We start from the raw sequence: 23,918 nt of genomic DNA on the forward strand, positions 1-23,918 counted from the left end.
GAGTGGGGGTGTGCTCGTCATCGTCGCTCCCGGTCAGGGAGCCCAGTCGCCCGGATTCCTCACCCCCTGGCTCGAGGACCCCACCTTCGCCGCCCGCTTCGAGTGGCTCTCCACCGTCGCGGGCCTCGACCTCGTCGACTACGGCACCCACGCCGACGCCGAGACCATCCGCGACACCAAGGTCGCCCAGCCGCTGCTGGTGGCGACCGGTCTGGTCACGGCGCTCGCGCTCTTCCCGCACCCCGGCGACGCCTTCGAGCGCATCGGGGCCGTGGCCGGTCACTCCGTGGGCGAGATCGCCGCCGCGGCGGGCGCCCGCGTCATCACCGCCGAGCAGGCCATGGTGCTGGTGCGCGAGCGCGGCAAGGCCATGGCCGAGGCCTCGGCCGCGACCCCGACCGGCATGACCGCCGTGCTGGGCGGCGACCGCGAGGAGGTGCTGGCCGGCCTGGCCCGGCACGGCCTCACCGCCGCCAACGACAACGGCCCCGGCCAGGTCGTCGCCGCGGGCACCCTGGAGCAGCTGGAGGCCTTCAAGGCCGATCCCCCGGCCAAGGCCCGCCTCGTGCCGCTCTCGGTCGCCGGCGCCTTCCACACCCACCACATGGAGCCCGCGGTCGGCCACCTCGGCCACCTCGCCCGCGCCGTGTCGACCCACGACCCCCGCACCCGCGTCATCTCCAACCGCGACGGGCAGGTCGTCCACGACGGTCGCGAGGTGCTGCGCCGCCTGGTCGGGCAGATCTCCCACCCGGTGCGCTGGGACCTGTGCCTGGAGACCATGGAGGACCTGGGCGTGACCGGCATCCTCGAGATGCCGCCGGCCGGCACCCTGACCGGCATCGCCAAGCGGGCGCTCAAGGGCGTGGAGACCTTCGCCCTCAAGACACCCGACCAGCTCGACGACGCACGCGCCTTCTGCGACAAGCACGGCGAGTCCGCGGGCATGGAGAACAGCCCCACCTGGCGCATGGTCGTCTCCCCCACCAAGGGCACCTTCCACCGCGACGAGGCCGCCGGCGCCACCGACCAGCTGGCCGCGGGCGCGGTGATCGGCGAGGTCGCCAGCTCGCGCGACAAGCTGGTCGTCACCGCCAACCACGGCGGCCAGGTCGTGGAGTGGCTCGTCGAGGACGGCGACCTGGTCTCCCCCGGTCAGCCCCTGCTGCGCCTGCACCCCCACGGCGCCAGCTGATGGCCGCCACCACGGGCCTGCGCACCGCCCAGGGCGCCGCCCACGCCGCCATCAAGAGCGTCGGCGCCTACCGCGCCTCGCGGGTCGTCCCCAACTCCGAGGTCGTCGAGGCCATCGACTCCTCCGACGAGTGGATCCAGCAGCGCTCGGGCATCCGCGAGCGGCGCTGGGCCACCGAGGAGGAGACGGTGCAGGTGATGGCCGTGGGCGCCGCCCGCCAGGCCGTCGAGCGCGCCGGCCTCGAGCCGGGCGACATCGGCTGCGTCATCGTCGCCACCGTCAGCCACCACCTCAGCACGCCGTCGCTGGCCACCGCCGTCGCCCACGAGCTCGGCACCGACCACGCCCCGGCCTTCGACATCTCCGCGGCGTGCGCCGGCTTCTGCCACGGCGTCGCCCTGGCCTCCGACCTCGTGCGCGGCGGCAGCGCCGGGCACGTGCTCGTCATCGGGGTCGAGAAGCTCTCCGAGATCACCGACCCCACCGACCGCGGCACCGCCTTCATCTTCGCCGACGGCGCGGGCGCCGTGGTCGTCGGACCGAGCGAGACCCCGGGCATCGGCCCGGTCGTCTGGGGCTCCGACGGCGAGCAGTACGACCTCATCCGCACCCGGGAGGACTGGCACCAGGCGCTCACCTCCGAGGAGCCCCGCGTGCCGCACCTGGTGATGCAGGGCAACGCCGTCTTCCGCTGGGCCTCCTTCCAGATGGCCAAGACCGGGCTGGAGGCCGTCGAGCGGGCCGGGATCACCGTCGACGACCTCGACTGCTTCGTGCCCCACCAGGCCAACAACCGCATCACCGACACCATGGCGCGGGCCATGAAGCTGCCGGCCGACGTGCGCATCGCCCGCGACATCGTCGACCAGGGCAACACCTCCGCCGCCTCCGTGCCGCTGGCGCTGGACCGCATGGTGGCCGAGGGCGACGCCCGCTCCGGCGACCTCGCGCTGCTCATCGCCTTCGGCGCCGGGCTCTCCTACGCCGCGCAGGTCGTCACCATCCCCTGACCGGCCCTGACCGGCCCCGCGCGGGCCCGGCAGGGGCCCGACCGCACGCCCCCGACGTACCCGACGCACCACCCGAACCCCCGCGGGGACCTCCCGCGGCCACCACAGAGAAGGAATCACGCGATGCCCACCACCGAAGAGATCCGCGCCGACCTCGCCGAGATCGTCAACGAGGTCGCCGGCGTGGACGCCGACGACGTCCAGCTCGACAAGTCCTTCGTCGACGACCTCGACGTCGACTCGCTCTCGATGGTCGAGGTCGTCGTGGCCGCCGAGGAGAAGTTCGGCGTGTCCATCCCCGACGACGAGGTCAAGAACCTCAAGACCGTCGGCGACGCCGTCGCGTTCATCGAGCGCGCCTCCGCCTGACCGGCAGCACCACCCCAGCACCACCCCAGCAGCACGCAGCAGCACCACGGCGGCCCCGGACCCCGGGGCCGCCCCGCACCACCCGCGTCGGGCGGGCGCAGCAGCACCGCCCGACGCGTCCCTTCCCGCACGTGAGGACACCCTGACGATGACATCCGCGCCATCCGCCCGCACCCGAGTCGTGGTCACCGGGCTCGGCACCACCAGCCCCGTCGGTGGCGACGTCGCCACCACCTGGGACGCGCTCGTCGCCGGCCGCTCCGGCGTCCGGCGCCTGACCGACGAGTGGGCCGCGGACATGCCGGTCAAGATCGCCGGTCGCGTGGCCGTCGAGCCCACCGAGGTGCTCGAGCGGGTCAAGGCCCGGCGTCTCGACCGCTCCTCGCAGTTCGCGATGGTGGCGGCCATGGAGGCGTGGGCCGACGCCGGCCTCCTCGACGCCGAGCTCGACCGCGACCGCCTCGGCGTCGCGATGGCCTCCGGCATCGGCGGTGTCACCACGCTGCTGTCGAACTACGACGTGCTCAAGGAGAAGGGCCCCCGCCGCGTCTCCCCGCTGGCGGTGCCCATGCTCATGCCCAACGCGCCGGCCGCCAACATCAGCCTCTACGTCGGCGCCCGCGCCGCCGTGAACACCCCGGTCTCCGCCTGCGCCTCGGGCAACGAGAGCATCGCGCTGGCCATCGACCAGATCCGCCTCGGCCGCGCCGACGTCGTCGTCGCCGGCGGCACCGAGGCCGCGATCCACCCGCTGCCGATGGCGGCCTTCGCCAACATGATGGCGCTGTCGAAGACCGGCAGCGAGGAGGGCGGCGACCCCACCACCGTCTCCCGTCCCTGGGACACCGGGCGCGACGGCTTCGTGCTCGGCGAGGGCGCCGGCGTGCTGGTGCTGGAGTCGGAGGAGCACGCCCGCGCCCGCGGTGCGCGCATCTACGCCGAGGTGCTCGGCGCCGGCATCACCGCCGACTCCCACGACATCGCCCAGCCCGACCCCGAGGGTCGTGGGGGCACCCGCGCGATCAAGCGGGCCCTCCTCGAGGCCGACATCAGCCCCGCCGACATCGTCCACGTCAACGCCCACGCCACCTCGACCCCGCAGGGCGACATCGCCGAGGGCCTGATGCTGCACGCGGTGATGGGCTCGCACGCCTCGGAGGTCGTCACCACGAGCACCAAGTCGATGACCGGCCACCTGCTCGGCGGCGCCGGCGCGCTGGAGTCGATCGCGACCGTGCTGGCGCTGCACCACCGCCTGGTGCCGCCCACGATCAACCTCGACGACCTCGACCCGCAGGTCGAGCTCGACATCGCCACCACCGCCCGCACCCTGCGCGACGGCGACATCGCGGCGCTCAACAACTCCTTCGGCTTCGGCGGCGCCAACGTCGCCGTCGCGTTCGGGACCTACCGATGAGCGTCCAGGCGGCGCCCGCCAAGCCGGCGAAGCTCCCCCGCGACCAGGACCCCCGCAACCCGGTCCTGCGCCTGACCGCCTTCTTCGACGAGGGCTCGATGGAGCTGCTCACCCCCGACGGCGACTCCGGCATGCTCGCCGCCATCGGCAAGGTCGCGGGCTCGCCCGTGGTCGCGTTCTGCTCCGACGCCACCGTCATGGGCGGGGCGATGGGCGACGTGGGCTGCCGCGTGGTCGTCGACGCCTACCACCGCGCGATGACCGACGGCGTGCCGATCGTGGGCCTGTGGCACTCCGGTGGGGCGCGCCTGGCCGAGGGCGTGCTCTCCCTGCACGCCGTGGGCCGCATCTTCCACGTGATGACCCAGGCCTCGGGCAAGATCCCGCAGGTCTCCGTGGTGCTCGGCCCCGCGGCCGGCGGCGCGGCCTACGGCCCGGCGCTGACCGACGTGGTCGTCCTCGGCCCCGAGGGACGCATCTTCGTCACCGGGCCCGACGTCGTGCGCTCGGTGACCGGGGAGGACGTCGACATGCTGCGTCTCGGTGGTCCCGAGCCGCACGGTCGCCGCTCCGGCGTCGTGCACATCCTCACCGACTCCGAGGCCGAGGCCCTCGAGCGCGCCCGCGGCGTGGCCTCGCTGCTCGGCGCCCAGGGCAGCCTGCGCGTCGAGGACGTCGAGGACCGCGACCTCGCGGCCCTGCTCCCGGAGTCGAAGAAGCGCGCCTACGACGTGCACCCGCTGGTCGAGTCGGTGCTCGACGAGGGCACCGCCCAGGAGCTCCACGCCCGGTGGGCGCCCAACATCGTCACCGCCCTGGGCCGCTTCGGCGGGCGCACCGTCGGTGTCGTGGCCAACAACCCGCTGCGCCTCGGCGGCTGCCTCGACTCGCTGTCGGCGGAGAAGGCCAGCCGCTTCGTGCGCATGTGCGACGCCTTCGGGGTGCCCCTCATCGTCCTCGTCGACGTGCCCGGCTACCTGCCCGGTGTCGGTCAGGAGTGGGACGGCGTCGTGCGTCGCGGCGCGAAGCTCCTGCACGCCTTCGGCGAGTGCGTCGTGCCCCGGGTGACCCTGGTGACCCGCAAGACCTACGGCGGCGCCTACATCGCCATGAACGCCCGCTCGCTCGGTGCCACCAAGGTGTTCGCCTGGCCCGGGGCCGAGGTCGCGGTCATGGGCGCTGTCGCCGCGGTGCGCATCCTGCACCGGCGCAAGCTCGCCGAGGTGTCGGTGGAGATCCGTCCCCAGGTCGAGGCCGAGCTCGCCGCCGAGCACGAGCGCATCGCCGGTGGCGTCGACAAGGCCGTCGAGATCGGGGTCGTGGACGAGGTCGTCAGCCCCGAGCGCACCCGCAGCATGATCGCGCGCGCCATCGACGAGGCCGTGCAGAGCGTCGGCGTACGCCACGGCGCGCACGGCAACATCCCGCTCTGAGGCTCCTCGTCGGCACCCCGCCGCGCCCCCGCACGCACCAGCGCGCACCAGCACGCCCCCGGGTCGTCCCACGATCCGGGGGCGTGTCGCGTAACCGTGGCGCCCGTGGCACGTTGGGGAGACGACCGTCACACGACGACCACCCGGGAGGTCGACCCCCATGCCCGCCACCACGCTCGCGCTGATCCGCCCGTCCACCCGCCGCGCCCGCGCGGCCCGAGGCCCGCGCGCGGGCGCCCTGGCCGTCGCGGCGGCCACGGCGCTGGGCGCCGCCGTGCTCGGGCCCGCTGCGCCGGCGCCGGCGCACCCGGGTCACGAGGGCTTCGCCCGCTTCGCCCAGATCGAGCGCGGCGACGGCATCCTGCGCAAGGGCTGCCACGACTACCGCTACCGCTACGAGGTGGAGGTGAAGCCGCGCTTCGACCAGTGGGCGTTGGAGACGTTCCTGGTCGACCGGCGGGGCGAGCGGGTCGCGGCCGGCGCCTTGCTCAAGGGCGCCGACCCGAAGACCGGGGTGGACTCGGTCCGCTTCTGCCGCACCGCGACCGTGCCGGGCCGCTTCACGCTGCGCGGCAAGCTCACGCTGCAGAACGTCGACGAGATCCACGACGGCTTCATCAAGCCGATCCGCTTCCGCCTGCGCCTGCCGGGCTGACCCGACGGCTCGCGCGGCACCGGGCTCGGCGGGACCTCACGGCGTCGGCCCTGCGGGGTGCCGGACCGGCGTCGGCGACCGGCCCGACGCCCTCAGACGACTTGGTGCAGCCAGCGCACCGGCGCGCCGTCGCCCGCGTGGCGGAAGGTCTCGAGCTCGTCGTCCCACGGCTTGCCGAGCAGCTTGTCGATCTCGGTCAGCAGGGTCACCTCGCCCAGCGCGGCCTTGACGACCGCGGCCTTGAGCCGGTCCTCGGGGATCATGATGTCGCCGTGCAGCCCGGTGACGGCGTGGTAGACGCCGAGCTCGGGGGTGTAGGAGAAGCGGGTGCCCTCGGTGGCGCTGGTGGGCTCCTCGGTGACCTCGAAGCGCAGGTGGTTCCAGCCGCGCAGCGCCGAGGCGATGGCGGCAGCACTGCCGGCCGAGGCTGCCCAGGACAGCTCGGCTCGGTACGTGCCCGACTGCGCCGGCTGCGGCGTCCAGTCGAGGCTGACGGCGGCACCGAGCACTCCGCCGACGGCCCACTCCACGTGCGGGCACAGCGCCGAGGGCGCTGAGTGCACGTAGAGCACGCCCCTCGTCGAATTGCGGGTGGCAGTCTGTGTGGTCACCGTGACCTCCTTCATCTGCGGCGCGAGCTACGCCTTCCCCAGCGGTCTCGTCGTCAGATGTCGGTCGCACGAATGACACTCGTGTAGTTGTGCGCCCCATTGTGCCGCACACCGGCCCCGGGCACCAGCACGACATCCCGTCGGTGGCTCACAGGTGACGCACAGGTGGTGCCGGTGGTGCTGCCAGCCGCCCCGGCGAGGGTCCTCGGTGTGAGACGTCGAGCGACGTCGCAGACCTGGCGAGAGGACACCACCGTGAGCGACGACCGATCCGGCACCGACCGGCCCACCCCCAGCGGCTCGCGCTGGGAGCCCACCGACCCCGCGGCGCCCACCGCACCGCTCGCCGCCGCACGCCCGCCCGAGGCCCCCGCTCCGAGCGCCGAGACGAGCGCCGAGACGGGCACCCCGACGGGCACCGCTGCCGCCGCGCCCCCGTCCACCCGCCGCCCGTGGCGTGAGCGACTCCCCCGGCGGCGCGGCGCACGGGTGGCCGCCGCCGGCGCGCTCGCCGCACTGCTGCTGCTGGGCTCGGCCGCGGGCGGCTTCGCGGTGGCCCGGGCGACCGGTCCCGACGGCGACCGCACCGGCGTGCCGGGCGCGCCGTCGGGCTACGGACCCGGCGACGGCGAGGACCGTGGCTTCCCCGCTCAGGGTGGCCCCGACGGCGACGGCCCCGCGGGAGGGTTCCCCGCCGCTCCCGACGGCACCCTGCCCGACGGCACGGCACCCGACGGCACCCTGCCCGACGGCACCGCTCCCAGGGGGACCGCGCCCGACGTCGCCACTCCCGGCGCCACGACCGACGACGACGCGAGCGGCTCGGCCACGTGACCACCCTCGCCGCTCCCCCGGCACCGCAGGGGGTCCCGAGCACGTCCGCGGCGCTCGACACCCGGGCCGCGCGCGTCGATGCCGCGGTCCGGACCTCGGCCGTGGCGGCGCTCTGGCTGAGCCTGCTCGTCGTCACCTACTGGTGGGTCGCCGGCGGAGGGGTGCAGGACCTGGCGGGCTGGGAGACGGGGCTGCTCTCCAGCGGCCGCCTCGTCGGGCTGGTCGGCTCCGACCTGCTGCTCGCGCAGGTGCTGCTCATGGCGCGGCTGCCGTGGCTCGAGCGCGCCTTCGGCCAGGACCGACTGGCACGGCTGCACCGCGTGGTCGGCTTCGTGTCCTTCGACCTCGTGCTGGCCCACGTCGGTCTGATCGTCTGGGGCTACGCCGCCGGGGACCTGCTCGCCACTCCGGCGACCGCCTGGGACCTCACCGTCGACTACCCGGGCATGCTCCTCGCGCTCGCCGGCCTGGTCTGCCTGGTCGTGGTCGTGGTGACCAGCGTCCGCGCCGCGCGCTCCCGGCTGCGCCACGAGTCGTGGCACCTGCTGCACCTCTACGCCTACCTCGGGGTCGGGCTCGCGCTGCCCCACCAGCTGTGGACCGGGCAGGAACTGCTCGCCTCGACCGCGGCCACCGTCTACTGGTGGAGCGCCTGGGCGGCGGCGGCCGGCGCCGTCCTGGTGTGGCGCGTGGCGCTGCCGCTGTGGCGCTCCTGGCGCCTGGACCTCCGGGTCACCTCGGTGGTGGCGGAGGGCGACGCCGCGGTGTCGGTCTACCTCACCGGACGCCTCGACCGACTGCGGGTCGAGGCCGGGCAGTTCCTGCTGTGGCGCTTCCTGACCGGCCCGGGCTGGTCGCGCGCCCACCCCTACTCGCTCTCGGCCGCCCCCGACGGGCGCAGCCTGCGCCTGACGGTCAAGGCGCTCGGTGACGGCAGCGCCGCCGTCGCCTCGCTGCGACCGGGCACCCGCGTGCTCGTCGAGGGCCCCTTCGGACGCCTCACCGCGCGCGCCCGCACCCGCCGGGGCGTGCTCCTGGTGGGGTCGGGCGTCGGCATCACCCCGCTGCGCGCGCTGGCCGAGGGGCTCGACCAGGCCCCGGGCGACGTGGTCGTGCTCCACCGCTACGCCCGGGAGCCGCTGCTCGGCGCCGAGCTCGCCGTGCTGGCCCGTGAGCGCGGCCTGCGCCTCGTGGGGCTCCCCGGCCCCCGCCGGGCTCCCGGCTCCTGGCTCGGCGACGGCGTGCCGCCCGTGGACGACACGACGGCCCTGCTCCGCCTCGTGCCCGACGTCGCCGAGCGCGACGTCTTCGTCTGCGGCCCCGACGGCTGGAGCGACTCCGTCGTCGCCAGCCTGCGCGCCGCGGGCGCGCACCCCGACCACGTCCATCTCGAGACCTTCCGGTGGTGACCCGATGAGACGCATCTCCCTGTGGGCCCTCAGCACGCTGTCGACCGTCGTGCTCCTCCTGGGCTACCGCACCTCGCTGGAGGGCCCCAGCACCACCGCGGCCCTCCCCTCCTACAGCGCCACCACCACGAGCACCGCCGGCACGACCACGGGCGGGACCACCGGCGGGAGCACCACCGGTGGGTCGACCGGCGCAGGGGCGGGAGGAGGTGACGCCGGCTCGGGCGGCTCCGGCGGGTCGAGCACGGTGACCGGCAGCGTGGTGCAGACCCAGTGGGGGCCGGTGCAGGTGCGGCTCACGGTGGACGGCGGCGGCGCGATCACCGGGGTCGACGTGCTGCAGTACCCCTCCGGCAACGGCCACGACCAGGAGATCAACGCCTACGCGCTGCCGGTGCTGGTGCAGGAGACGCTCGACGCCCAGAGCGCCGAGATCGACATGGTCAGCGGCGCCACCGTGACCAGCCAGGGCTACCTCGGCTCGCTGCAGGACGCACTCGACCAGGCCGGCCTGTGAGCGCCCCCGCGGCCACCGCACCCGGCCCGACGCGCCGCCACGTCGACCACGTCATGGGCCTGCCGGTCAGCCTCGCGCTGCGGGGGCCACACGCCGCCGACCCCGACGACCCGGCCGCGCGCGAGGCCTGGTCGGCGGTCACGACGAGCCTGCGCGGCAGCGACGCGCTGCTGAGCACCTGGCGCGAGGACTCCTGGGTCTCGCGACTGGACCGCGGCGAGGTCTCCCTGGCGCAGTGCCCACCGGAGCTGGCCGAGGTGCTCGCCCTCGGGGAGGACGCCGCCCGCGACTCCGGCGGCGCCTTCACGCTGCGCCTGCCCGACGCCGCGGGCCGCGTGCGTCTCGACCCGACGGGCGTGGCCAAGGGCTGGGCCCTCGACCGGGCGGCCCGCGCGCTGGAGCCGCTGGCGGGCACCGACTGGTGCCTGTCGGGCGGCGGCGATGTGCTCTGCCGCACCCGGAGCCGGCGTACGCCGCTGTGGCGGGTCGGCGTCGAGGACCCGCGCGACGCGTCGCGGCTGCTCGCCGTGGTGCCGGTCGGCAACGGCGCGGTCGCCACCTCGGGCACGACCCACCGCGGCGCCCACCTGCTCGACGGGCGCACCGGCCGCACGGCCCGCGGGGTGCGGCAGGTGACGGTGGTGGCCCCCACCCTCACCGAGGCCGACGTCGACGCCACCTGCGCCTACGCCCTGGGCCCCGACGCACTCGCGTGGCTGCGGCAGCGCCCCGGGCGCTCGGGGCTGGTGGTCCACGACGACGGCACCAGGAGCACCTTCGCCACCCCGCGCTGACCACGCAACGCCCATCCCCACCCGCACCCCACCCGCACCCCTTCCGCACCGAGTCCACACCGGGCCGGCTTGGGAGCCCGTCGCAGGATGGGCCCATGCGCTACACACGACTCGGCAGCAGCGGCCTCGAGGTCTCCGTCGTCACCCTCGGGTGCATGAGCTGGGGCGACCCGTCGCGGGGCGGTCACCCGTGGGTGCTCGACGAGGACGCCGGCCGGGCGATCATCCGCGACGCCCTGGAGGCGGGGGTGACGGTGCTCGACACCGCCAACGTCTACTCCGGCGGCTCCAGCGAGGAGATCACCGGCCGCGCCGTGCGCGACTTCGCCCGGCGCGAGGAGGTCGTGCTCGCCACCAAGGTCCACGGCCGCATGCGGCCCGGACCCCAGGGGGCCGGCCTCTCGCGCGGTGCGATCCTCCACGAGATCGACGCGTCGCTGCGCCGCCTCGGCACCGACTACGTCGACCTCTACCAGATCCACCGGTGGGACCCCGAGGTGCCGATCGAGGAGACCATGGAGGCGCTCCACGACGTGGTCCGCTCGGGCAAGGCGCGCTACCTCGGCGCCTCCTCGATGTACGCCTGGCAGTTCGCGAAGGCCCAGGAGGTCGCGCGCACCCACGGCTGGACGCCCTTCGTGTCGATGCAGGACCACTACAACCTCCTCTACCGCGAGGAGGAGCGCGAGATGCTCCCCCTCTGCGCCGACCAGGGGGTCGGGGTCATCCCGTGGAGCCCGCTGGCCCGGGGACGGCTGACCCGCCCCTGGGACACCGAGACCTCCCGCACCGAGACCGACGAGTTCGGCGGCACGCTCTACCGCGACGAGGACGCCGACATCGTCGCCACGGTGCTCGCCCTGGCCGAGCGACGCGGTGTCGCGCCGGCGCAGGTCGCGCTGGCCTGGCTGCTGCACCAGCCCGTGGTCAGCTCGCCGATCGTCGGTGTCACCAAGGCCCACCACCTCACCGACGCCGTGGCCGCGGTCGACCTCGAGCTCAGTGACGACGAGCTCGACGAGCTCGGCTCCGGCTACGTGCCCCACGCGGTCGCCGGGCACCGCTGAGGTCCCGCCGGGACCGCCCGGGTCAGTACGACGCGGCCGTGTCGGTGCTGCCGGTCGCGTCGGTGCCGTCGGCGGGCGCGTAGGCGCAGGAGTCCTCGGGGTCCTCGGCCCGGCCGGGGTCCTTCTTGCCCAGCCCGGGTCGCGAGCGCGGCTCGAGGGCCTTGGCCACGACCTGGCGCATGTAGTCGAAGTCGGGGTCACCGGAGAAGAACCGCTCGGAGGGCCGGAAGACGACCGACTTGACCTTGGCGTCCTTGACCTTCAGGGCGAGGTCGAGCAGCGCCGGCACGATCCGTCGCGGGATGTCGGTGGAGACGATCTCCTGCCCGGTCTCGGCCAGGGCCTGGTAGCGCTGCAGCACGGTCATGGGGTCGGCGGCCTCGATGATGGCGTCGACGGCGCAGCGCTGGCGGTCCATGCGCTCGTAGTCGTCGGAGCCGTAGCGCCCGCGGGCGAACCACAGCGCGTGGAAGCCGTCGAGCTCCTGGTCGGGGCCGGGGTCGATGTAGTCCACCGGCGGGATGCCCAGGTCGGTGTTGCCCTGGATGGCGACCGGCTCGTTGACGTTGACGGTGATGCCGCCGATGGCGTCGACGACGTCCTCGAAGCCCTTGAGGTTGACCAGCAGGTAGTAGTCGACCGGCACCCCGAGACTGCCCTCGACGGCCTGCTTGAGGGCGTCGGCACCCTCGTTGTCGCTCTTTCCCAAGATGCCCGGGTGACGCTCGGGGATCTGTCCGTAGATGGCGTTGAGCATGTAGAAGCCGTCGTCCTCGGGCCCGCTGAACCCGGTCGGGTAGAGGTCGTGCAGCGGGCTGTCCTCGGGGAACTGCGCGTTCATCAGGTTGCGCGGCAGGCTCACCGTGACCGCGCGGCCGGTGGTGGTGTCCATGCTCAGCAGGATCACGGTGTCGGTGCGCACGCCGGTGCGGCCCTCGCCGCCGTCGCCGCCGAGCAGGAGCACGGTCACCCGCTCCCGCCCGCCCCAGGGGTCCTCCTCGGTGACGTCGGTCGGCACGGTGGCGCTCTCGTTGCGGTCGTCGTCGAAGACGGTGCCGACCAGCCCGGCCTGCACCTGGGCGTAGCGCGCCGCCACCGCGAAGGGCGCGCCGATCGCGAGGCAGAGCACCAGCACGAACCCGTGGCCGACCGCCGTGTGCCACCGGGGTCGGCTCGGGGGCCTGACCTGGCGGTAGGTCAGGTAGACCACGGCCACCCAGGTCGCGAGGCCGAGGACCAGCACGACCGCGGCGATGGTGAGGCGGGTGGGGTCGACGGCGAAGGCGAGCAGGGCGCGCAGGTCGCGCCCGACGTACCACGCCGCGCCTCCCAGCAGGGCCAGCACCGGCAGCAGCACCAGGGCCCCGAGCAGGCGGCGTCCGGTGTAGAGGAAGCCGGCTCCCGGCACGAGCGCGCCGAGCAGCGTCACCCCGAGCGTGCCGGGCAGGCCCTCGGCGCGGCGCCGGCGCCGGTCGGCGCGGGCGCCGCCGCGGCGGCGGGTGGGAGGCTGGGTGGAGGACGAGGCGGAGGGCGAGGCGGAGGGACGGGCCCGCCGCGTACGCCGGGCGAGGGCAGGTCGGCTGCTGGCCCGCCGGCGTCCGCGTCGGGGCGCCGGGGGCGACGGGGATCCGGGGTGGGCCGGCACGGCACCGGGCTCACGTGACACGTCCTCCACGCGGCGCCTCTCCCTCGGTCCGGTCGGCCTGCTCCTGTCGGGCCGGTGCACCGGCACGGCTCGCACCACCCTCGGCGGAAAATAGCACCCTGCCCGATCACCCCGCCGGGGTCGACGCCCTCACCCGTTCGGGGTCTGGGGTCCGCCGGCGCCCCGACGTAGCGTGGGCCCATGACCTCATCGAACATGTCTTCGAACGACCAGGCTCCCGAGCAGGGCACGGAGCAGACCCCGAGCGGCGTGCCCGACGGCGAGGTCCTGGGTGCCGACAACCCCAGCCCGACCAACGCCGAGAAGGACCCCAACGACTGGGTGACCGGTGACGAGCCGATCACCGGCGCCCAGAAGAGCTACCTCGACACCCTGGCCCGTGAGGCCGGCGAGACGCTTCCCGCCGACCTGACCAAGGCCGAGGCCTCCGAGCACATCGACCGGCTCCAGGCCTCCACCGGGCGCGGCGCCGACAGCTGAGCGACCGCGCCGCCGAGGCGGCGCAGCGCCTCCGTGCCGCAGCGGCGGCGGAGCCCCCGGGACCTCACGGTCCCGGGGGCTCGCTGACGTAGGGCGGGTGGGGCTCGAACCCACGACCCAAGGATTATGAGTCCTCTGCTCTGACCGGCTGAGCTACCGCCCCACGGTGCGGACGGTCGAGCATCGCGCCCGTCCAGCCGCGCACTCTACCGACGCCGCGCTCCCGCCGACGTCAGGTGCCCCGCCCGGTCCGGGGGCCCCGCGAGGCCCGGACCACCGGCCCTGCTTCGATGGGCCCATGATCCGCAACGTGGTGGTGGGAGTGCTCCGGGACGACGCGACGCGTGAGCAGGCGCAGGCCGCGCTCGACGCGATCGCGGCGCTGCGCGTCGAGGGGGTCGCGTTCGAGATGCGCACCGGTCTCGACCTGGGCCTGCGGGAGGGCAACGCCAGCTACGTGCTGACCGCCGACTTCGCCGACGCGGAGGCCTACCGCGTCTACGACCTCGACGAGGAGCACAACCGGATCCGCCGCGAGCTGTTCGCGCCGATCTCGAGCGAGATCCGCCGGATCCAGTTCGCCCTCGACTGACCCCCGCCCCGCACCGGCTACCCGACGCGGCGCACCTCGATCAGCACGAGGTGCTCGGGGTCCTGCGCCGGGGCCTGGACCCCGACGGTGTCGAGCACCCGCCCGGTCAGACGCAGGCCGGTCGACCACCACGGCAGCGGCGAGTAGCCGGGGCCGTGGACGACGTCGCCGGGCGCCAGCGCCGCCACGTCGTACGTCGACGCCGCGTCGAGACCGGGCAGCGTGACCGGGCCGGGCGGCCACGTGGTCGGCCCGGCGGTCGCGACGACGGCGTAGACCGCGTGGTCGGCCGCGGGCGAGACGATCCCGTGCACGAGCGTGGCGGGGTCGGGGTGGTCGGAGCGCACCGTCGTGCCGGTGGCCAGCAGCGGGCGCAGCCGCCGGTGCAGCGCCACCCACGCCGCGAGCTCCTCGCGCTGCGCCGCGGTGGCCTCGCGCAGGTCCCACTCGATGCCGAGGTGGCCGAAGAGGGCGGTGCCGGCGCGGAAGGACAGGTCGTGGGTGCGTCCGGTGGTGTGGGAGCGCGCGGAGCCGATGTGGGCGCCGAGCAGCTCCGGGGGCACCAGCAGCGAGGTCCAGCGCTGGATGCCCTGGCGCTCGAGGGGGTCGATGCAGTCCGAGGCCCAGACCCGGTCGGTGCGCTCGAGCACCTCGAGGTCGATGCGGCCACCGCCCGAGGAGCACGACTCGATCTCGACGCCGGGGTGCCGGCGGCGCAGCTCGTCGACCAGCGCGTAGAAGGCCAGCGTCTGGCGGTGCACCGACGCCGCGCCAGCGGGACCGCTGCCGGCGTCGACGAGGTCGCGGTTGTGGTCCCACTTCAGGTAGGCGATGTCGTGCGCGGTGAGCAGGGCGTCGAGGCGCTCCAGGACGTGGGCGAAGGCGTCCGGGTGGGCGAGGTCGAGCACCTGCTGCTGGCGCGAGGCCACCGGCACCCGCCCGCCGGTGCCCAGCACCCACCCGGGGTGGGCGCGGGCGAGGTCGGAGTCGAGGTTGACCATCTCCGGCTCCACCCACAGCCCGAACTCCATGCCCAGCGCGCGGACCCGCCCGATGAGCGGGTCGAGGCCGTCGGGCCAGACCGTGGGGTCGACGTACCAGTCGCCGAGGCCGGCGGTGTCGTCGCGGCGGCCGAGGAACCAGCCGTCGTCGAGCACGTAGCGCTCCACCCCGACCCCGGCGGCCAGCTCGGCCAGCTCGGTGAGGACCTCGAGGTCGTGGTCGAAGTAGACCGCCTCCCAGGTGTTGAGGGTGACCGGGCGGGGTCGCCTCGGGTGCTGCGGGCGCGAGCGCAGGTGGGTGTGGATGCGTGCGGTGACCTCGTCGAGGCCGGTGCCGTGGCTGCCGTAGAGCCACGGCGAGGCGTAGGACTCCCCCGGCGCCAGCCGGACCTCGCCGGGCAGCAGCAGCTCGCCGCCACTGGCCAGCGTCACCCCGGTCGTGACCCGCTCCACGCGGCTGCGGTGGTCCCCCGACCAGGCGACGTGGGTGGCCCACACCTCACCCCGACGGAAGCCGAAGCCGGGCTCGCCGACGGCGGTGAGCAGGGTGGCGTCGGTGCCAGTGCGTCCGCGCCGGCCCTCGCGCACGTGGGCACCCACGGTGACCGGGCGCCGCTGGGGGCTGCGCTCGCGTGCGTGGCGCCCGGTGAGGTCGAGCAGCTCCCCGGCCCGGGTCGGCACGGGCAGCGCCGGCTCCAGCGCGTCGAGACGGTAGTCGCCCTCCCCCGTGTTGGTCACCGTGGCCCGGGTGCGCAGCAGCCCGCTGGCCAGCAGCTCCACCTCGAGCAGCACCGCCAGCCCCGCGACCGCGTCGAGGAGCTCGTACGTCGCGCTGCCGCCCGGCGACGCCGGGTCCGTCTGGTCCGCCGGGTCCGCCGGGTCCGCCGTGGTGGTCGACACCGCGCGCACCCGCAGCACGGGCGACCAGCCGGCGCCGTCGGCGCGCGCGCCGCGCAGGCCGGGGGTGCCGGGCCAGCCCGAGGCGTGCTCGGGCAGCAGGCCGACCGGACGCAACTCGTCGACGGTGTTGGGGGTCAGCTCGCGGTGCCCGGCACGCACGACCTCCCCGCGGGCCGCCTCGTCCAGCGGACCCAGGTCGGCGCCCCAGTGGGCCACCCACGGCCCGCCGTGGTCGACGTCGGGGTGGTGGGCCAGCAGCACGCTGACCCCGGCCGCCCGCAGGTGCAGGGTGGTGGGTGCGCCCACGGCGCGGTCGTCGGTCACGGTCGCCTCCTCGTCGGCGACAGACGCTAGCGGCGACCCCGGGCCGGCGGGCGCCCGGGCCGGTGCTCCCGCCGGGGAGGATCAGGCGGCGCGTCGCCCGTCGACGACGAGGGCGAGGGTGTTGAGCGCCGCCCAGCCGAGGGTCACGGCCATCACCTTGCTGCGCACCTGGGAGTCGGGGGCCTTGGCGGCGAGGATCGCGCAGTCGCCCAGGTCGCCGACGATGCGCAGCAGCATCGCGGTGCGCACGACCTTGTCGGAGCGCCCGAGTGCGCCGGCGGCGCTGATGCCGAGGTCGCGCACGCCGTAGGTGCGGGCCAGCACGTCGTAGCCGCCCCGCTCGGAGCGGCCGGCCTGCATGGCCGAGCCGAGGTGGTCGGGCTTGAGCAGGGCGAAGGCGCCGTAGCCGGCGGTGGCGGTGGACATGAGGCGGCTCAGGGGATAGCTCATGCCTCCGGTCTACCCCGCGCCGGGGCTCCCCGGCTCACCCGCGCGGGGTGGTCGCCGCGCCCACGGGCCCGTCCGCGGTCGCTCCCGCGGGCAGGGTCAGCCGCATCCGGGTGCCCGCGCCGCCGGCGGGCTCGCGGCAGACGAGCTCGCCGCCGTGGGCGCGGGCCAGGCCGCGGGCGATCGAGAGCCCGAGCCCCGAGCCGCCCGCCCGGCGCTCGCGGGCGGGGTCGAGCCGCACGAGCCGGTCGAAGACCCGTTCGCGGTCGGCCGCGGGGATGCCCGGTCCGTCGTCGACGACCTCCACGACCGCCGCGTCCCCGTCGTAGGCCGAGCGGAGCTCGACCTGACGCGCGCCGGCCTGCACGGCGTTGTCGACGAGGTTGCCCAGCACCTGCACGACCCGGTCGCGGTCGGCGGCGGCCACCACCGGGTCGCCCGCCACCTTGACCACCGCCGGGCCGGGCCGCGGCGACCTCGCCACCTCCTCGGCCACCGACCGCAGGTCGACCGGGCCCGTGACCAGGGCCAGACCGCGGTCGATGCGCGCCATCAGCAGCAGGTCGTCGACGAGCCGGCCGGCGCGCTGGGCCTCGCGGATGAGGTCCACCAGCACCTGCTCGCGCTCCTCGCGCGGCGGGTCGGTGCGCAGCACGTGCTCGGCGGCGGCGCGGATGCCGGTCACCGGGGTGCGCAGCTCGTGGGCGGCGTCGGAGACGAAGTCGCGCAGCCGGGCCTCCGAGTCGACCGCTCGGGCCTCGGCGCCCACCACCTCGTCGAGCATCTCGTCGAAGGCCAGCGCGGTGCGGCCGAGGTCGGTGCCGGGCGCGGTCGGGCGCAGCCGCCGCCCGCGGTCGCCGCGGGTGATGCTGCGGGCCACGTCGGTGATGCGGCGCAGCGGCCGCAGCGCCCCGCCCACCACCAGCGGCACGACGAGGGCGGTGGCGAGCAGCACCGCCACCGCGGTCACGAGCAGCACCAGCCTGACCTGGGCGACGGTCTCGCGGACGTCGCTGGCGTCGGCGAGCAGCAGCAGTTTGCTGCCGTCGGCGAGGCTGCGCGAGACCGTGAGCAGGTCGCCGCTCTCCTGCACCGCGGGGGTCGCGCCCGGCGGGTCGGGCGGACCCGGGTCGCCCCGCAGCGGGCTGGGCACCGTGGCGGGCCCCCGGGGCCCGCCGTCGGCCGGCCCCTCGCCCGCACCCGAGTCGCCTCCCGTGCCTCCGGAGCTCTCTGTGGCGTCCTCGCCGTCCCCCGGGGCCACGCCGGCCGCCCCGGCCAGCGGACCCTCGGCGTAGACCTCGCCGTCGGCGGTGCGCACGACCGCCGACACCCCCTCCCCCTCCAGGCGGCGGGCCAGGTCGCGGTCGTCGACCTCACCCACCAGGGCGTCGGCCACGCCCGCGCGCTCGGCGAGGCGCTGGCGCAGCTGGTCGTCGAGCCGCTCGCGCAGCGCCAGCTCCGTGGCCGCGACCAGCACCACCAGCAGCACGGCCACCAGCGCCACCACGACGAGCGTCACCCGTCGCCGCAACGACGGGGTGCGCAGGCCCGGCGCGCCGCCGGTGCCGCTCACCGGGGCGCCCGCAGCACGTAGCCCAGGCCGCGCTCGGTGTTGATGAGCCGCGGTCCGTGGGCCTCCAGCTTGCGGCGCAGGGCGCTGAGGTGCACCTGCACGAGGTTGTCGGCGTAGTCGTCGTAGCCCCACACCTGGCTGAGGATCTGGGCGTTGGAGAGGACCCGGTCGCGGTGACGGGCCAGGTGGGCCAGCAGGCGCAGCTCGGTGGCGGTGAGCGCGAGGTCGTGGCCGCCGCGCGTGACCCGCGCCGCCTCCTCGTCGACCACCAGGTCGTCGATCTCGATCGTGGTGGCCACGGCGCCGGTGCGCCGCAGCACCGCCCGCACCCGGGCGAGCAGCTCCTCCACGACGAAGGGCTTGGCCAGGTAGTCGTCGACACCGACCTCGAAGCCGCGCAGGCGGTCCTCGACGGCCTCGCGGGCGGTGAGCATCACCACCGCGGCGTCGCTGCGTCGTCGCACGACGCGCACCAGCTCGGGACCGTCGCGCCCCGGGAGCATCCAGTCGAGCACCACGAGGTCGACGCGGTGGGCGGCCAGCTCCTCCTCGAGCGCGCCGCCGTCGGCCAGCGCACGCACGGCGTAGCCCTCCGAGCGCAGCGACCTCACCAGCGACTCGCGGATGACGTCGTCGTCCTCCACCACGAGCAGTCGAGCGGCAGCGTCACGGGTCGGCACCCCGACAGTGTGCCGTCGTCGACCTGAAGACCACCTCAAGAAGTCCGCGAGCGGCCGCCGTCTTCAGGTGGCCCGCAGGTACGCCGCACAGAGTCCTCCTCGTGGCCCCGAGAGCCGCACCGCCGGGTCCTCGACCCGGCGGGCTCCCTCCGTCCCCGCCCCAGGAGTGCCCGTGCCGCACCTGTCCTCCCTCGGCCTGGTCGACCTGCTGGTCGTCCTCGCCGTCGTGCTCGCCGTCGTCGGAGCCCTGCGCACCGGTCGCGGACTCGTCCCGACGCTGCTGTCCGCCGTCGGCGCGGGCCTCGCCGCCCTCGCTGTCGCGTGGGTCGTCACCTCGGCCCTGAGCACCTGGGGGCCGCCCCGCGTCGCCCAGGCCGTCGACCGCAGCGCCTTCGCCGCGGCCTTGCCCGCGCCCGACCGTGCCCTCGGCGAGCTGCGCGACCTCACCGGCGGTGGGCCCAGCGGGCCCGGCGGCCGCGACGACGCACCCGGCCCACGCCCCTGACGGGGCCCACCCCGCGACCCCGGGCGAACCCGGACGGCCGCGGCGCCCCTGACCGCACCGAGCGAGACCCACGGATCGGCCCGATCCGACCACCACACGAAGGAGCACCCGATGACCCAGCCCCAGCACCCCCGCCCGCAGGACCCCCGGCACGACGACACCCAGCCGCTGAGCGTCGGCGCCTGGTCGGCCGGTGGCCCGCACACCGCCCCGCTCCCCGCCGCCGGCTCCGAGGAGCCGGCCGCGGCCTCCCCCGCCGGTCGCACCCGTGCCCCCCGCTCGCGCCTCGTGGCCGGGCTCGCTGCCGGAGCCGTGGCAGGACTGGTGCTCGGCCTGGGGGTGCCGGCCCTCGCGGGCGGCTCCGGGTCGAGCGGGAGCAGCCCCACCGGCGCCACCGGTGACGGCAGCTCGGTCACCACCCCGGTCGCACCGACCGACGCCCCGGACGAGGCCCCGGCGGAGGACTCCACCGACGGCGGAGCCGCCACGCCGGAGGCCGACGGCCGGCCGGCGCCCGGCGACGGGGTGCCCGTGCCTCCCGCGACCACTCCGGCTCCCGCCCCCGGCGGCCCGCTCTGCGAGGCCGGCACGGCGCCCCTCCCGGCACCGGGCGAGGCGTCCGAGGACGGCGCTGCGCCGGTCCCGGCCCCGCACGACGGGGAGCACCCCGCGCCGCCGGCTCCCCCCGCCCCGGGTGAGGGCGGGCAGCCCGGCGCCACGCCGACCCCGCCCTTCGAGCCCACCCCGCCGGCCGTGCCCGGCACGGGCGACGAGGTGGACCCGAGCACCCAGCCCGGCTGACCGGGCCCAGGAGACGCAGAAGGCCCCGGCCCGCATCACGCGGGCCGGGGCCTTCTCTCTGCTCCCCCGGTTGGACTCGAACCAACAACCCTCCGATTAACAGTCGAATGCTCTGCCAGTTGAGCTACAGGGGATCGGTGCAGCGCGCACACATTAGCAAGCGTGGTCGGCGAGGTGAAATCGGCCTCCTTCGACCCGGCGGACCGTGCGGAACGGCCACCTCAGCCCAGCCCGACGGCGTCGCGCGCCGAGGCCAGCGCCTCGGCCGCCGCGGCCTGCACGACGGGGTCGGTGGGGTCCACGCCCTCGTCGTACTGGAAGACCCAGGTGACCCCGGAGCCGCCGCCGGGGGCGCGTCGGGCCACGACCCGCACCCCGCGTCGGCCGGCGAGGGGCACGTGGCGCTGCAGCAGCACGCTCGCCGTGACCCGCTCGCGCACCAGCTCCAGCAGACGGGCGCCGTCGTCGAGGCGGAAGCGGTGCACGACGCGTGCGTCGGTGCGACCCGCGTCGTCGGCCTCGGTCACGGCCAGCGTGGAGGTCTCGGCGTCCCAGTCGGCCGCGTCCACCCGCTCCCAGCGCAGCCGCGCGGAGCGGGAGCCGTCGACGGAGACGTAGAGCGCGTCGCGGGTGCCCCCGACGTCGCGACCGTCGTCGGTGCGGGCCCAGGCCAGCAGCCGCTCGCCGCGGCCCACCTGGAGGTCGGGCCGGGGACCGTCGGCGCGGGTGCGCCACCACGGGCGGAACGCTCCGCGCAGCGCCCCGGCGAGGCTCACGCGCCCATCACCCGGTCGCGCAGGGCCCGACGGTGCTGCTCGAGGGCGGCCAGCTCGCCGAACATCCGGTTGTAGGCCTCGACGTCCTCCACCGGGTTGGTGCGCTGCAGCCTCGACTTCACCTCGGCGATGCGGCGCATCGTCGTGAGCTCGAGGAGGCGGAAGACGTGGTGGCCGACGTAGGCCGCGTCGGGCTCCTTCTCGGTGAGCAGCGGCTCGACGCCGAGCGCGGAGACGGCCGAGGAGACCTCGGGGTCGCTCGCGGCGTCGCGCAGGCGGGCGGCCCAGGCCGGGTCGCCGGCGCCCGTGGCGGTGCCGCCGGCCTGCTCGACCAGCTCCCACACCGCGCGGTAGGTCGGGTGGGTGAAGTCGTTGGCGCCGATGTCGGCGGTGGTGCGGCCGATCGCCATCGGGTGCTGCACGACGAGCTTGAGCGTCTCGCGCTCCAGGGTGAAGCGGGGGTCACGCAGGTCGGGCGCCTGGCGTCGAGGCGCGGCGGGGGCGCTGTCGGCCGCGGCCGGGGACCGGTCGGCCCGGCGGTCCTGCCCCCGCCCGCCGGCTGCCGGGGCGGGGCGGTGGGCGGGGCGGTGGGCGGCGCGGCGCACCTCGGCGCGTGCCTCGTCGGGGTCGACGCCGATCATCTGCGACAGCTCGCGGGCGAAGGCGTCGACCTTGGACTTGTCGCGCACGCTCGAGACCAGCCGGGCGCCCTCACGCAGGGCGTCGATGCGGCCGTCGGCGCGGTCGAGGTCGTACTTGCCGACCACGTTGGTCAGCACGAAGCGGTAGAGCGGCACCCGTCGCGCGACCAGCTCGCGCACGGCGGCGTCGCCGTCGGCGACGCGCAGGTCGCACGGGTCCTTGCCCGAGGGCTCGACCGCGACGTAGGTCTGCGAGACGAAGTTCTGGTCGCCGGAGAAGGCCCGCAGGGCGGCCTTCTGCCCGGCCGCGTCGCCGTCGAAGGTGAAGATCACCTCGCCGCGGAACTCCTCGTGGTCGTCGAGGAAGCGCCGCAGGATCCGCGAGTGGTCCTCGCCGAAGGCCGTGCCGCAGGTCGCCACCGCCGTGCCGACCCCGGCCAGGTGGCAGGCCATGACGTCGGTGTAGCCCTCGACGATCACCGCCTGGGAGGACCGCGCGATCTCGCGACGGGCCAGGTCGATGCCGTAGAGCACCTGGCTCTTCTTGTAGATCGGGGTCTCGGAGGTGTTGAGGTACTTGGCGTCGATGCGGTCGTCGTCGAGGATGCGCCGCGCGCCGAAGCCGATGGTGTCGCCGCTGGCGTCGCGGATCGGCCACATCAGCCGGCCCCGGAAGCGGTCGTAGGCGGACCGGCCCACGGCCACCAGGCCGCCGGTGACCAGCTCCTCCTGGCTGAAGGCCTTGGCGCGCAGGTGCCTGAAGAGGTCGTCGCCGCCGCGCGGGGAGAAGCCGATGCCGAACTGCTCGGCGGCGGCCTGGTCGAAGCCGCGCTCGGCGAGGAACTGACGGGCGACCAGCGCCTCGGGGGTGGCCAGCTGCTCGGCGTAGAACTCCTGCGCCTCGCGGTGGGCCTCCACCAGGCGGGTGCGGGACGGGCCGCGCGGACGGTTGTCGCGCTCGTCGCCCTCCTCGCGCCGCAGCTGCACGCCGTACTTGTCGGCCAGCCGCTCGACGGCCTCCCCGAAGCCCAGGCCGTCGATCTTCATCACGAACGTGATGACGTCGCCGCCCTCCTGGCAGCCGAAGCAGTGGAAGAAGTTGCGCGCCGGGGTGACGTGGAAGGAGGGCGACTTCTCGTCGTGGAAGGGGCACAGGCCCTTCTGCGAGCCACCGCCGGCGTTGCGCAGCGTGACGTACTGCGACACGACGTCGTCGATCCGGGCCTTCTCACGCACCTCGGCGATGCTGTCGTCTCGGATCCGGCCCACCACGGGTCGATCCTACGGCCGGGTCAGTACTCCCCCGACATCACGTTCGCCAGCTCCTCGCCGGCGGCGAAGCGCTGCAGCTGCTCGCGCACCAGGCGGTGGGCCCGCGGCCACATCGCGCTGCTCGCCCCACCGACGTGCGGGGTCATCAGCAGGCCCGGGGTCTCCCACAGCGGGCTGTCGGAGGGCACCGGCTCGTCCTCGAAGACGTCGCTGGCCGCGCGCAGCCGCCCCGAGGCCAGCTCGGCGAGCAGCGCGTCGGTGTCGACCACCGCGCCCCGCGCGACGTTGACCAGCAGCGCGCCGTCCTTCATGCGGGCCAGGAGGTCGGCGTCGACCAGGCCGCGGGTCTCCTCGGTCAGCGGCACGACGAGGACCACGACGTCGACGTCGGGCACGAGGTCGGGCAGCTCCTCGAAGCCGTGGACGTGGCCCTCGGGCTCCTCGCGCGCCGCGCGGGCCACCCGCACCACCTCGCACTCGAAGGGCAGGAGGCGGGCCTCGATGGCCCGGCCGATGGCGCCGTGACCCACCAGCAGCACCCGCTTGTCGGCCAGCGACGGGCGCCAGCCGGCCGCCCACTCGCGCCGCTCCTGGGCGCGCACGAAGTCGGGCACGCCGCGCAGCGAGGCCAGCGTGAGGGTCAGCGCGAGCTCGGCGGTCGAGGTGTCGTGGATCCCGCGCCCGTTGCACAGCGTGACCCCGTCGGGCACGCGGCCGCGCACGGCGTCGACCCCGGCGGTGAGCAGCTGCACGACCTCGAGGGAGGACATGCGCTCCATGACCTCCACGATGCCCGAGCCCAGCTGGTAGGGCGGCACGTAGAACCGCACGTCACCGACGGTGTCGGGCACCTCGCGGGTCGGGTCGACCCGCTCGTAGCGCAGCCCGGCCGGGGCCTCGCCCAGGTCGGAGACGTCGAAGGGCAGCCAGACAAGGGGTTCGCTCACGG

24 protein-coding genes and 2 tRNA genes are annotated in these 23,918 nt (G+C 75.4%); 15 read left to right on the forward strand and 11 right to left on the reverse strand.

Translation table 11 applies throughout. The features are described 5' to 3' along the window. Positions 1 to 10: 10 nt before the first annotated feature. The 6 genes from M3673_RS09640 to M3673_RS09665 all read left to right on the forward strand — a co-directional run bounded on the left by M3673_RS09640 (position 11) and on the right by M3673_RS09665 (position 6,079). Positions 11 to 1,195 carry an acyltransferase domain-containing protein gene (locus M3673_RS09640; protein WP_193661000.1) on the forward strand — a complete coding sequence of 395 codons (1,185 nt, stop codon included), beginning with the start codon at positions 11 to 13 and terminating at the stop codon, positions 1,193 to 1,195. Further along, complete coding sequence (locus tag M3673_RS09645) at positions 1,195 to 2,205, forward strand: beta-ketoacyl-ACP synthase III (protein ID WP_056864249.1); 1,011 nt, start codon at positions 1,195 to 1,197, stop codon at positions 2,203 to 2,205. Before M3673_RS09640 ends, M3673_RS09645 begins: the two co-directional genes overlap by 1 nt. Before the next feature lie 123 nt (positions 2,206 to 2,328). Next, on the forward strand, positions 2,329 to 2,574 hold the full coding sequence (locus M3673_RS09650; RefSeq protein ID WP_056864248.1) for an acyl carrier protein: 246 nt from the start codon (positions 2,329 to 2,331) through the stop codon (positions 2,572 to 2,574). A gap of 148 nt (positions 2,575 to 2,722) precedes the next feature. Next, complete coding sequence (gene fabF / locus M3673_RS09655; protein WP_056903929.1) at positions 2,723 to 3,991, forward strand: beta-ketoacyl-ACP synthase II; 1,269 nt, start codon at positions 2,723 to 2,725, stop codon at positions 3,989 to 3,991. After that, positions 3,988 to 5,424 (forward strand): acyl-CoA carboxylase subunit beta, encoded by a 1,437-nt coding sequence (locus M3673_RS09660; RefSeq protein WP_251533239.1) that lies wholly within the window; start codon positions 3,988 to 3,990, stop codon positions 5,422 to 5,424. Before fabF ends, M3673_RS09660 begins: the two co-directional genes overlap by 4 nt. 160 nt (positions 5,425 to 5,584) lie before the next feature. Then, positions 5,585 to 6,079, forward strand: a complete 495-nt coding sequence (locus tag M3673_RS09665; RefSeq protein ID WP_193661002.1) for a hypothetical protein — start codon at positions 5,585 to 5,587, stop codon at positions 6,077 to 6,079. Between the two features lie 92 nt (positions 6,080 to 6,171). Here M3673_RS09665 and M3673_RS09670 read toward each other — a convergent pair whose 3' ends face one another. Further along, on the reverse strand, positions 6,172 to 6,690 hold the full coding sequence (locus M3673_RS09670) for a DUF3145 domain-containing protein (RefSeq protein WP_251533247.1): 519 nt from the start codon (positions 6,688 to 6,690) through the stop codon (positions 6,172 to 6,174). Positions 6,691 to 6,945: 255 nt separating this feature from the next. Between M3673_RS09670 and M3673_RS09675 the strand changes: the two genes are divergently transcribed. The 5 genes from M3673_RS09675 (at position 6,946) to M3673_RS09695 (ending at position 11,311) form a co-directional block, all read left to right on the forward strand. Further along, positions 6,946 to 7,524 carry a hypothetical protein gene (locus M3673_RS09675; RefSeq protein ID WP_251533249.1) on the forward strand — a complete coding sequence of 193 codons (579 nt, stop codon included), beginning with the start codon at positions 6,946 to 6,948 and terminating at the stop codon, positions 7,522 to 7,524. Further along, the gene (locus M3673_RS09680; RefSeq protein ID WP_251533251.1) at positions 7,521 to 8,933 is read left to right on the forward strand and encodes a ferredoxin reductase family protein; all 1,413 of its coding nucleotides are present in this window, start codon (positions 7,521 to 7,523) and stop codon (positions 8,931 to 8,933) included. The genes M3673_RS09675 and M3673_RS09680 overlap by 4 nt, the downstream gene beginning before the upstream one ends. Before the next feature lie 4 nt (positions 8,934 to 8,937). Then, positions 8,938 to 9,450: an FMN-binding protein gene (locus M3673_RS09685; protein ID WP_251533259.1), complete on the forward strand. Its 513-nt coding sequence runs from the start codon at positions 8,938 to 8,940 to the stop codon at positions 9,448 to 9,450. Further along, complete coding sequence (locus tag M3673_RS09690) at positions 9,447 to 10,244, forward strand: FAD:protein FMN transferase (RefSeq protein WP_251533261.1); 798 nt, start codon at positions 9,447 to 9,449, stop codon at positions 10,242 to 10,244. Before M3673_RS09685 ends, M3673_RS09690 begins: the two co-directional genes overlap by 4 nt. Before the next feature lie 95 nt (positions 10,245 to 10,339). Further along, the gene (locus M3673_RS09695) at positions 10,340 to 11,311 is read left to right on the forward strand and encodes an aldo/keto reductase (protein WP_251533263.1); all 972 of its coding nucleotides are present in this window, start codon (positions 10,340 to 10,342) and stop codon (positions 11,309 to 11,311) included. A gap of 22 nt (positions 11,312 to 11,333) precedes the next feature. Here M3673_RS09695 and M3673_RS19650 read toward each other — a convergent pair whose 3' ends face one another. After that, positions 11,334 to 12,986 carry an LCP family protein gene (locus M3673_RS19650; RefSeq protein WP_251533265.1) on the reverse strand — a complete coding sequence of 551 codons (1,653 nt, stop codon included), beginning with the start codon at positions 12,984 to 12,986 and terminating at the stop codon, positions 11,334 to 11,336. Positions 12,987 to 13,157: 171 nt separating this feature from the next. Between M3673_RS19650 and M3673_RS09705 the strand changes: the two genes are divergently transcribed. Beyond that, complete coding sequence (locus M3673_RS09705; RefSeq protein ID WP_056903923.1) at positions 13,158 to 13,457, forward strand: DUF3072 domain-containing protein; 300 nt, start codon at positions 13,158 to 13,160, stop codon at positions 13,455 to 13,457. An 89-nt stretch (positions 13,458 to 13,546) separates the two neighbouring features. Here the strand turns inward: M3673_RS09705 and M3673_RS09710 are convergent. Next, positions 13,547 to 13,620 (reverse strand) — tRNA-Ile (locus M3673_RS09710). A 135-nt stretch (positions 13,621 to 13,755) separates the two neighbouring features. Between M3673_RS09710 and M3673_RS09715 the strand changes: the two genes are divergently transcribed. Continuing rightward, positions 13,756 to 14,049: a Dabb family protein gene (locus M3673_RS09715; protein WP_251533275.1), complete on the forward strand. Its 294-nt coding sequence runs from the start codon at positions 13,756 to 13,758 to the stop codon at positions 14,047 to 14,049. Between the two features lie 17 nt (positions 14,050 to 14,066). On the opposite strand, the gene M3673_RS09720 is transcribed toward M3673_RS09715, so the two are convergent. From M3673_RS09720 to M3673_RS09735, 4 genes are all read right to left on the reverse strand, one after another. Beyond that, positions 14,067 to 16,274, reverse strand: coding sequence for an alpha-galactosidase (locus M3673_RS09720; protein WP_251533277.1), 2,208 nt, complete (start codon positions 16,272 to 16,274; stop codon positions 14,067 to 14,069). Positions 16,275 to 16,355: 81 nt separating this feature from the next. Beyond that, a complete protein-coding gene (locus tag M3673_RS09725) occupies positions 16,356 to 16,724 on the reverse strand; it encodes a hypothetical protein (RefSeq protein WP_251533279.1) in 369 nt (122 codons plus the stop codon). 34 nt (positions 16,725 to 16,758) lie between these two features. Further along, complete coding sequence (locus M3673_RS09730; protein WP_251533281.1) at positions 16,759 to 18,294, reverse strand: HAMP domain-containing sensor histidine kinase; 1,536 nt, start codon at positions 18,292 to 18,294, stop codon at positions 16,759 to 16,761. Beyond that, a complete protein-coding gene (locus M3673_RS09735; protein ID WP_251533283.1) occupies positions 18,291 to 18,974 on the reverse strand; it encodes a response regulator transcription factor in 684 nt (227 codons plus the stop codon). Before M3673_RS09735 ends, M3673_RS09730 begins: the two co-directional genes overlap by 4 nt. Before the next feature lie 172 nt (positions 18,975 to 19,146). Here M3673_RS09735 and M3673_RS09740 point away from each other — a divergent pair, with 172 nt between their 5' ends. Both M3673_RS09740 and M3673_RS09745 read left to right on the forward strand, forming a co-directional pair. Next, positions 19,147 to 19,479, forward strand: a complete 333-nt coding sequence (locus tag M3673_RS09740) for a hypothetical protein (RefSeq protein ID WP_251533285.1) — start codon at positions 19,147 to 19,149, stop codon at positions 19,477 to 19,479. A gap of 111 nt (positions 19,480 to 19,590) precedes the next feature. Further along, a complete protein-coding gene (locus M3673_RS09745) occupies positions 19,591 to 20,280 on the forward strand; it encodes a hypothetical protein (protein WP_251533287.1) in 690 nt (229 codons plus the stop codon). Positions 20,281 to 20,341: 61 nt separating this feature from the next. Here M3673_RS09745 and M3673_RS09750 read toward each other — a convergent pair. The 4 genes from M3673_RS09750 to M3673_RS09765 all read right to left on the reverse strand — a co-directional run bounded on the left by M3673_RS09750 (position 20,342) and on the right by M3673_RS09765 (position 23,916). After that, positions 20,342 to 20,414 (reverse strand) — tRNA-Asn (locus M3673_RS09750). Positions 20,415 to 20,501: 87 nt separating this feature from the next. Further along, a complete protein-coding gene (locus M3673_RS09755; RefSeq protein WP_251533289.1) occupies positions 20,502 to 21,056 on the reverse strand; it encodes a hypothetical protein in 555 nt (184 codons plus the stop codon). Continuing rightward, positions 21,053 to 22,969, reverse strand: coding sequence for a DNA primase (gene dnaG, locus M3673_RS09760; protein ID WP_251533291.1), 1,917 nt, complete (start codon positions 22,967 to 22,969; stop codon positions 21,053 to 21,055). The genes M3673_RS09755 and dnaG overlap by 4 nt, the downstream gene beginning before the upstream one ends. Positions 22,970 to 22,989: 20 nt before the next feature. Further along, the gene (locus M3673_RS09765) at positions 22,990 to 23,916 is read right to left on the reverse strand and encodes a 2-hydroxyacid dehydrogenase (protein ID WP_251533293.1); all 927 of its coding nucleotides are present in this window, start codon (positions 23,914 to 23,916) and stop codon (positions 22,990 to 22,992) included. Positions 23,917 to 23,918 lie beyond the last annotated feature (2 nt).

It is taken from the genome of Nocardioides sp. P86 (assembly GCF_023712465.1).
GTDB classification, from domain to species: Bacteria; Actinomycetota; Actinomycetes; order Propionibacteriales; family Nocardioidaceae; genus Nocardioides; species Nocardioides kribbensis.

What these genes read in the sequence shown, in the direction of transcription:
- M3673_RS09645 (WP_056864249.1), top strand. Translation starts at nt 1,195, where the DNA reads ATGGCCGCCACCACGGGCCTGCGCACCGCCCAGGGCGCCGCCCACGCC.
- M3673_RS09650 (WP_056864248.1), top strand. Translation starts at nt 2,329, where the DNA reads ATGCCCACCACCGAAGAGATCCGCGCCGACCTCGCCGAGATCGTCAAC.
- fabF (WP_056903929.1), top strand. Translation starts at nt 2,723, where the DNA reads ATGACATCCGCGCCATCCGCCCGCACCCGAGTCGTGGTCACCGGGCTC.
- M3673_RS09660 (WP_251533239.1), top strand. Translation starts at nt 3,988, where the DNA reads ATGAGCGTCCAGGCGGCGCCCGCCAAGCCGGCGAAGCTCCCCCGCGAC.
- M3673_RS09665 (WP_193661002.1), top strand. Translation starts at nt 5,585, where the DNA reads ATGCCCGCCACCACGCTCGCGCTGATCCGCCCGTCCACCCGCCGCGCC.
- M3673_RS09685 (WP_251533259.1), top strand. Translation starts at nt 8,938, where the DNA reads ATGAGACGCATCTCCCTGTGGGCCCTCAGCACGCTGTCGACCGTCGTG.
- M3673_RS09695 (WP_251533263.1), top strand. Translation starts at nt 10,340, where the DNA reads ATGCGCTACACACGACTCGGCAGCAGCGGCCTCGAGGTCTCCGTCGTC.
- M3673_RS09705 (WP_056903923.1), top strand. Translation starts at nt 13,158, where the DNA reads ATGACCTCATCGAACATGTCTTCGAACGACCAGGCTCCCGAGCAGGGC.
- M3673_RS09715 (WP_251533275.1), top strand. Translation starts at nt 13,756, where the DNA reads ATGATCCGCAACGTGGTGGTGGGAGTGCTCCGGGACGACGCGACGCGT.
- M3673_RS09725 (WP_251533279.1), bottom strand. Translation starts at nt 16,724, where the DNA reads ATGAGCTATCCCCTGAGCCGCCTCATGTCCACCGCCACCGCCGGCTAC.
- M3673_RS09745 (WP_251533287.1), top strand. Translation starts at nt 19,591, where the DNA reads ATGACCCAGCCCCAGCACCCCCGCCCGCAGGACCCCCGGCACGACGAC.